Origin of the sequence: Streptomyces thermospinosisporus (assembly GCF_039526425.1) — a bacterium.
Taxonomy (GTDB): domain Bacteria; phylum Actinomycetota; class Actinomycetes; order Streptomycetales; family Streptomycetaceae; genus Streptomyces; species Streptomyces thermocarboxydovorans.
This window is the reverse complement of sequence record NZ_BAAAIZ010000141.1, coordinates 1-5,986: the sequence shown is the minus strand read 5'-3', so window position 1 is coordinate 5,986 and position 5,986 is coordinate 1. Positions and strand designations below refer to the sequence as shown.

Below are 5,986 nucleotides of genomic sequence, written 5' to 3'. Positions count from 1 at the left end.
TCCCGACACCTACGCACACCAGCCCACCCGACGTGCAGTTTTCACGATGCACACCGCCCACTGGACGGCGCACGGTATCTCCGGGACACACCCGGTGTGGATGAACGGGTCGTCAGACTGGTGGCGAACCACACGTACGCCCTACTGGAAGCCGAGGAGCGCGGCCTGCGGGACGAGCTGGCCGACGAGTTCCCGATTCTGGATGATCCACTGCTCGTCGACGCGCTGGTCTACTGCGACATGACCACGACGCCAGACGGTCAGCGAACGACGCCCCAGGAGCGGCTGCAGGAGATCTTGGGTCGTTACGGCGAGGACAGCGTGGTGGGACGTTTCATCCGACGTGCCGCGCCGCACATCCACGCGAGCGTGGATCGGGTGCGGGCGGCTGCGATCGAGGCCGGCCTCCAGGTGTGAGCGCGAGCGGTCAGCCGAGGTAGGGGTAGGCCCCGGTGAGGTAGTGGCCAATCTGCTCGTGCATGCTCGGGTGAATGTCGAGCGTGTGCAGCTCCTCCGGGTGGACCCAGCGAACACCATCGGCCTCGTCGTTGACGGTCGGCTTGCCGCCGACGGGGCGGCCGATGTACACGGCCTCGTACTGCTGCCGGATCTCCCCGTCGGTGTACTCGATGATGTGCTCCGGGTTGGAGTAGACACCAAGGAAGCCGATGACCTCGGCGACGATGCCTGTCTCCTCCTCGCACTCACGCACGGCGCATTGGGCTGGTGTCTCGCCGATGTCCTGGGCTCCGCCGGGCAGGGCCCACTGGCCGGTGTCGCGGCGTCGCTGGAGGAGGATGGCGCCTTCGTCGTTGATCACGAGCATGTTGCTGGCGGGGATCAGGGTGTTGGCCTTGGGGGCCTTGGGGTCGTTGTAGTACTCGGTCCTGCCCACGGTGTTGCTGCTCCTGCCTGTCAGGCGCCCAGGGGCGCGCGGACGCCCACACGGCCTCGAAGCTGTCGCTGTACGGCTGGAACCACTCCCCGCCGTCGGTATTGCGGAGCTGGAGAAGCGGGTTGGCGCTGGCCGGCTGGCCCCAGATGTGCGGGTTGACCATAAGGTGGTCGTCGTATCGGAAGATCGAGTTGTAGAGCGTCGTGTCGTGAAGGCGCACCTCGCAGCCTGGGTAGCCAACGAGGTCGCGGTAGTAGGTGAGGGACGCCTTGATCTTGGCCGCGAGCGTGTCCCCGATGCCCTCCTCCCTGCCCCTGACACGCACCGCCTCCCCGTCCGGATCACCGAAACACAGCCGGACGCGCACACCCGCCTGCGCTCTTTCCTGGAGCATGCTCGCGATGTGCGGGTTCGTCTGCGCGAAGAAGGTGCCAGAGAACACAAGCACGTCAACCTGCTTCATGGCGCCCAGAAGCAGGGAGAGCCACACATCGCGTGGGACGCTCGCCCGGTTGGGGTAGGTGTCGACGAGCTCCGAGCGGGCCGCGCCGAGCCGCTGAGCCCCCTGGCCGTTCTCGGGCCACAGGTATGTCTCGTCGACCCGCAGCAGGTTCGCGACCGTCCAACGGTGCCGACGGTGGGGGACTCGGCCACCGACCCACCGGCTGGCGGTCTTGGGATCCACGGAGCAGGCTTCGGCCAACTCCTCCACCGTCAGGCCACGTTGCACGAGTGCGGAACGCAGTCGCTCATTCACTCAGGCAAGCCAACCTGACCATGACAGCGGGCCGCAAGTGCGATGAGCCCGCTGGACGCGGTTGTGGCCGGAACTGTTCGTACGCCTACGCTGGACCGGTGCCACTGATCGTGCTCTGGGACATCGACCACACCCTCATCGAGAACTCCGGCGTCAGCAAAGAGATCTACGCCGCCGCCTTCGAAGGCGTCGCCGGCCGTACCGCTGACCATCCTGCCCGCACCGGGGGCCGGACCGACCGGCTGATCCTCGCGGGGATGTTCCGCGACCACGGTATGGAGCCCCCGGAGTGGGCGTTGATCCAGCCCGCCCTAGAGGCCGCCGGCGCGGCACGGGAGGCTGATCTTGCCCGTCGTGGCCGGGTGCTTCCCGGTGCCCGTGAGGCGCTCGCCGCGGTAGCGGCCGAGCCCAACATGATTTCCTCAGTCCTCACCGGGAACGTCCGGGCGAACGCCCGTGTCAAGCTCAGGGCTTTTGGACTGGACGGTCTGGTCGACATCGACTGCGGAGCGTACGGAGCGGACGCGACGGACCGGGCGGACCTGGTCGACGTCGCCCGCTCCCGTGTACGGGCGACTTATGGCACGCCGCCCGACACGCCTGTGGTCCTCATCGGTGACACGCCGCGTGACGTCCAAGCCGCCCTCCACTCCGGCGCGCATGTGATCGGCGTGGCCTCTGGCGTCCACAGCGCGGACGAGCTGAGGGCGGCCGGCGCAGGCACCGTGCTCACCGATCTCACAGACGTCGCCGCCCTGATGCGTCACCTACGGTCGTTGACTCACGCCGTCTGCTGAAAACGTCCCAGGACGTCCGTAAGAAGTCCCTGCGCGTGGTTCGCCGTCCTGCCTTACGACGGCACGCTCTTGGGAGCCGTCGGCGGAGCGTCCCCCGCGCTCCGCCGACGTGCTATCCCTCTCCGGCCTCATGGATGGAGCACGCGCGTGACAGCTTTACTCGGCGGACAGGCGGGCACGGCGTCCACACTCGCGGACGTAGAGCGGCTCGCGCGGCGGTACGGGGTGCCGGTCGAAGACGCCCTGCTCATCTCGATCAACCTCCACGGAATCGACGGGGAAGCACCGCGTCACCGCGCCCGCTTGCAGGTGCGACTGGACAGCGCACGGTCCGTGCCCTGGCAGCTCATCGTTCCGCTGAACGCGGCGGAGTCGCCCTTCCGGCTGATGGACGATGGGCAACTGCTGCTGGGGGACTCCCCGGTCGGCATGGTGGAGCGAATCGACGCCGATGAGGCGGTCGGTGGCTACTTCCGCGACGGCGGCGCCGCCTTGACGCTCAACCCCAATGCCCGCAGCCGCTGCGTGGGTTGCGCCTTCTGCCCCAACACCCTTGAGGCAGCGGCGGACCCTCGGCTGTCGGAAGAACAGGACCTCCGGGAACTCCTCGCCGCGCTGCGCGAGCAGCACCCCAGGAGGGACCTTACGGAAGTCCGAGAGGTCACCGTCTCCACCGGATGCTTCGAGCGGGAGCCCGCGGCCGTCGACCACATGCGGGCCCTGCGATCGGTTCTGGCCGAGTACGGCATCGAAGCCAGGCTCGGCTTCCTCACCTCGGTGCTTCACTCCAGGCAGGCGTTCGACGAGCTTGCCGACATAGGCCCCTTCGTGCTCCGGCTCACGGCTGAATGCTTCACGCGTCGGGACCTCCTGTTGAAAGCCAGCAAGGCGGTGCTGACGACGGCCTCGATGCCGGAAGTGCTGAGGCGGGCGGTCGCCGCCGGCCACGGGACGTCGTTCACGTACATCGCGGGTCTGGACGACCTCGACGCACTGCGCACCGGCGTGGAGACCCTCGCGCCATACGTGACCGAGTTCCCGAACTTCCAGGTCTACCAGGCCCACAACCGCATCATGGCCGGCCTGCGCGCCTCCGGCGCTCATGAGCTGGAGTACTACCTCCGCGCCCGCGCCGAGATAGAGAAGATCATGGAGCCCTCCGGGCTCCGGCCGACGGCATGGGAGTGCTATCGCCCCCTGTGGTACTTCACCTTCGCTGACGAGACACTGGTCGGCGCTTGATGGAGAACGATGCCGTTCTGGCCGAGGCCCTGTGGAGAGCCATCTGCTACGCCTCGGTGTGTCAACTCCACCTACGGGACAATGTCCTGCTCAGCCAGCCGCTGACTGCCGAACACGTGAAGGAGCGTCCGTCCGGCCACTGGGGGACCGTGCCGGGGACCGCCTTCGCCTTGACCCACCTCGCCCTTGCTGCTGGGGCTCTCGACGGGGAAGTCGGCCTCGTGCCGCTGCTCGGAGCCGGTCATGCCGGCGTGGTCCAGCTCTCGGCGTCCTGGGTGACAGGTGAGCTGGGCAGGCTGCGTCCGGAATTCGGACCGGACGCCGGCGGCCTGCGGCGGCTCTCCCGGGCTTTCCCTAACGTGGAAGGGATGGGAGCCGAAGTCACCCCGGCGCTTCCGGCCGGTGCCTTTCTCGGTGGACGACTCGGGGGCTGCCTGCCCTTCGCCCAAGGGGCCGCGCTCGACGCTCCCGGCAGGGTCGTCGTGCCTGTGATCGGTGATGGCGAGTGCGAGACTGCGACGACCGCATCGGCCTGGCTCGCCCACGGAGATCTCACCGGTGCCGCAGTACTTCCCGTGGTGCACGTGAACGGCTTCCGCATGGGTGGTCCGTCGCTGCTCGGGCGACTGGACGACGTCCGGCTCCGGGCGTACTTCGCCGGTATCGGATGGCGGGCCGTGATCGTCCACGTCACCGCCGGATCGCAGGCGGAGCACGCAGCTTTCCACGCCGCCCTATGGGACGCCCTGGAGGCCACTGTCGCAGGCCGGCCCACGGCACTGGTCCTGCGCTGCGTCAAGGGATGGACCGGCCCTGTCGCCCTCGGCGGCCAGACGCTTATCGGTACGGCCGCTCTGCACAAGACACCTCTCACAAACCCGCGGGCCGACGCGCAACAGCTGTCACAGCTCGACGACTGGCTTGCCTCCTACCGGCCTTCCCAGCTGTTCGACACGCGGGGACGCAGCCGAGGGCCCCTGGCAGAGGCAGTCGCCCGGGTTCGGTGGTGCGCCCTGCCCCGTGCGGGGTCGGCCACCCCGGACGCCCCGCGAGTACCCAAGGCTGCCTCGTTCACGAGCGCGGTCACTGGGACAGTCCGGACGAGGCGACTTCCTTCTCCTCAGCCCCGACGAACTGGCCTCCAATCGTCTTCCTGACCTCGCACGTGAGCGATGGGCTCACGAGCTGCTGGCGGAGGAGGTGCTGCTGGAGTGGCTCGCCGGCTGGACCGCCAGCGGCCGACGGGGCCTGCTCGTGTCGTACGAGAGCTTCGCCCCTCTGCTCACCAGCGGGCTGGTGACGCACATCAAGCAGCGACGCCTCGACGGCGCGAAGGGCCTGCCCAGCCTCAACGTCCTCCTGACTTCCTACGGCTGGCACAACGTCCACACGCACGGCGACCCGTCCCTCGCCACTGCCCTGTTGGCCCTCGGTGCACCCGGAGTCCGGGTGCTGACGCCGGCGGACCCGACTCGTACGGCGGCTGTCCTGGATGAGGCGCTCGACTCGGTGGACCGCGTCAACTTGATCATCACCGGCAAGCACAACCGCACGCTCCACCCGGAAGATTCGCTGGACGAGGAGCGGAGCCGTGGTCTCGCGGTGTGGTCGCACCTCAGCGACGACGACGAGCCCGACCTGACGATCGTGACAGCGGGAGACATCCCCGCTGCCGTAGCCACGGAAGCCGTCGACCGTATTCGCGACCGTCACCGGTGCCGGGTCCGCGTCGTCAACCTGCTGGACCTCACGGTTCTCGGTGCCCCGAGCACCTGGCCGAGGGGGCTGAAGGGTTGCGAGGTCGAGCACTGTCTCGGTTCCCACGCTTCCGTTCTCTTCCTCACTCTGGGCCACCCCGCGGCTGTATGGGGGCTGTTGGCGGGGAGCCTCCGCCGCCCCGTCGACGTCATCGGCTGGCAGGAGCTCGCCGGCCCGATGCCGCAGCGCGATCTAGCCCGCACCATGGGCATGGACGTGCCGGGAGTCGAGCGGGCCGCCGACCTCCTCCTGGCATCTCGCGAGGTGGTCCGATGACCTCGTGGACCATCCAGGACCTCCGCGTGGTCCAGGCCAGGCAGGCGACGGCAGCCGGGGACGACTCCTTCTTCGTCGCGGTCCGTGCTGGGCACGCGCTCGGTTGGTACGGCCCGGTCGGCGAACGCGTGGGGCGCTACGTGAACGACGTACTGGCCCCTGAGACGAAGGACGCGCTGGTCACTGACCACGCCGGCTTGCTGGACCATCTGCGGGCTGCGGCTCGCAGGCGCCCCAATGGGCGGTGTGCATCGTGAAAAC

Annotated in this window: 7 protein-coding genes and 1 pseudogene; 6 read left to right on the top strand and 2 right to left on the bottom strand. The window is 68.5% G+C overall.

Going from position 1 to position 5,986, the window contains the following annotated elements; translation table 11 throughout:
• Positions 1-417: hypothetical protein (locus ABD207_RS31560; RefSeq protein WP_344016743.1), on the top strand; the 417-nt coding region annotated here is incomplete at its 5' end.
• Between the two features lie 10 nt (positions 418-427).
• On the opposite strand, the gene ABD207_RS31555 is transcribed toward ABD207_RS31560, so the two are convergent.
• Complete coding sequence (locus tag ABD207_RS31555; RefSeq protein WP_344016742.1) at positions 428-895, bottom strand: NUDIX hydrolase; 468 nt, start codon at positions 893-895, stop codon at positions 428-430.
• Positions 885-1,652, bottom strand: a pseudogene (locus ABD207_RS32265) (XRE family transcriptional regulator); the annotation flags it as partial. The pseudogene ABD207_RS32265 and the gene ABD207_RS31555, both read right to left, overlap by 11 nt.
• 98 nt (positions 1,653-1,750) lie before the next feature.
• Between ABD207_RS32265 and ABD207_RS31550 the strand changes: the two are divergent.
• The 5 genes from ABD207_RS31550 to ABD207_RS31530 all read left to right on the top strand — a co-directional run bounded on the left by ABD207_RS31550 (position 1,751) and on the right by ABD207_RS31530 (position 5,982).
• Positions 1,751-2,449: an HAD family hydrolase gene (locus tag ABD207_RS31550; RefSeq protein WP_344016741.1), complete on the top strand. Its 699-nt coding sequence runs from the start codon at positions 1,751-1,753 to the stop codon at positions 2,447-2,449.
• A gap of 147 nt (positions 2,450-2,596) precedes the next feature.
• Entirely contained in the window at positions 2,597-3,691 is a 1,095-nt protein-coding gene (locus ABD207_RS31545; protein ID WP_344016740.1) for a hypothetical protein, read from the top strand.
• Complete coding sequence (locus ABD207_RS31540; RefSeq protein ID WP_344016739.1) at positions 3,691-4,848, top strand: phosphoketolase family protein; 1,158 nt, start codon at positions 3,691-3,693, stop codon at positions 4,846-4,848. Before ABD207_RS31545 ends, ABD207_RS31540 begins: the two co-directional genes overlap by 1 nt.
• A 43-nt stretch (positions 4,849-4,891) precedes the next feature.
• Positions 4,892-5,725, top strand: a complete 834-nt coding sequence (locus ABD207_RS31535; protein WP_344016738.1) for a phosphoketolase family protein — start codon at positions 4,892-4,894, stop codon at positions 5,723-5,725.
• On the top strand, positions 5,722-5,982 hold the full coding sequence (locus ABD207_RS31530; protein ID WP_344016737.1) for a hypothetical protein: 261 nt from the start codon (positions 5,722-5,724) through the stop codon (positions 5,980-5,982). Before ABD207_RS31535 ends, ABD207_RS31530 begins: the two co-directional genes overlap by 4 nt.
• The last annotated feature ends 4 nt before the right edge of the window (positions 5,983-5,986 follow it).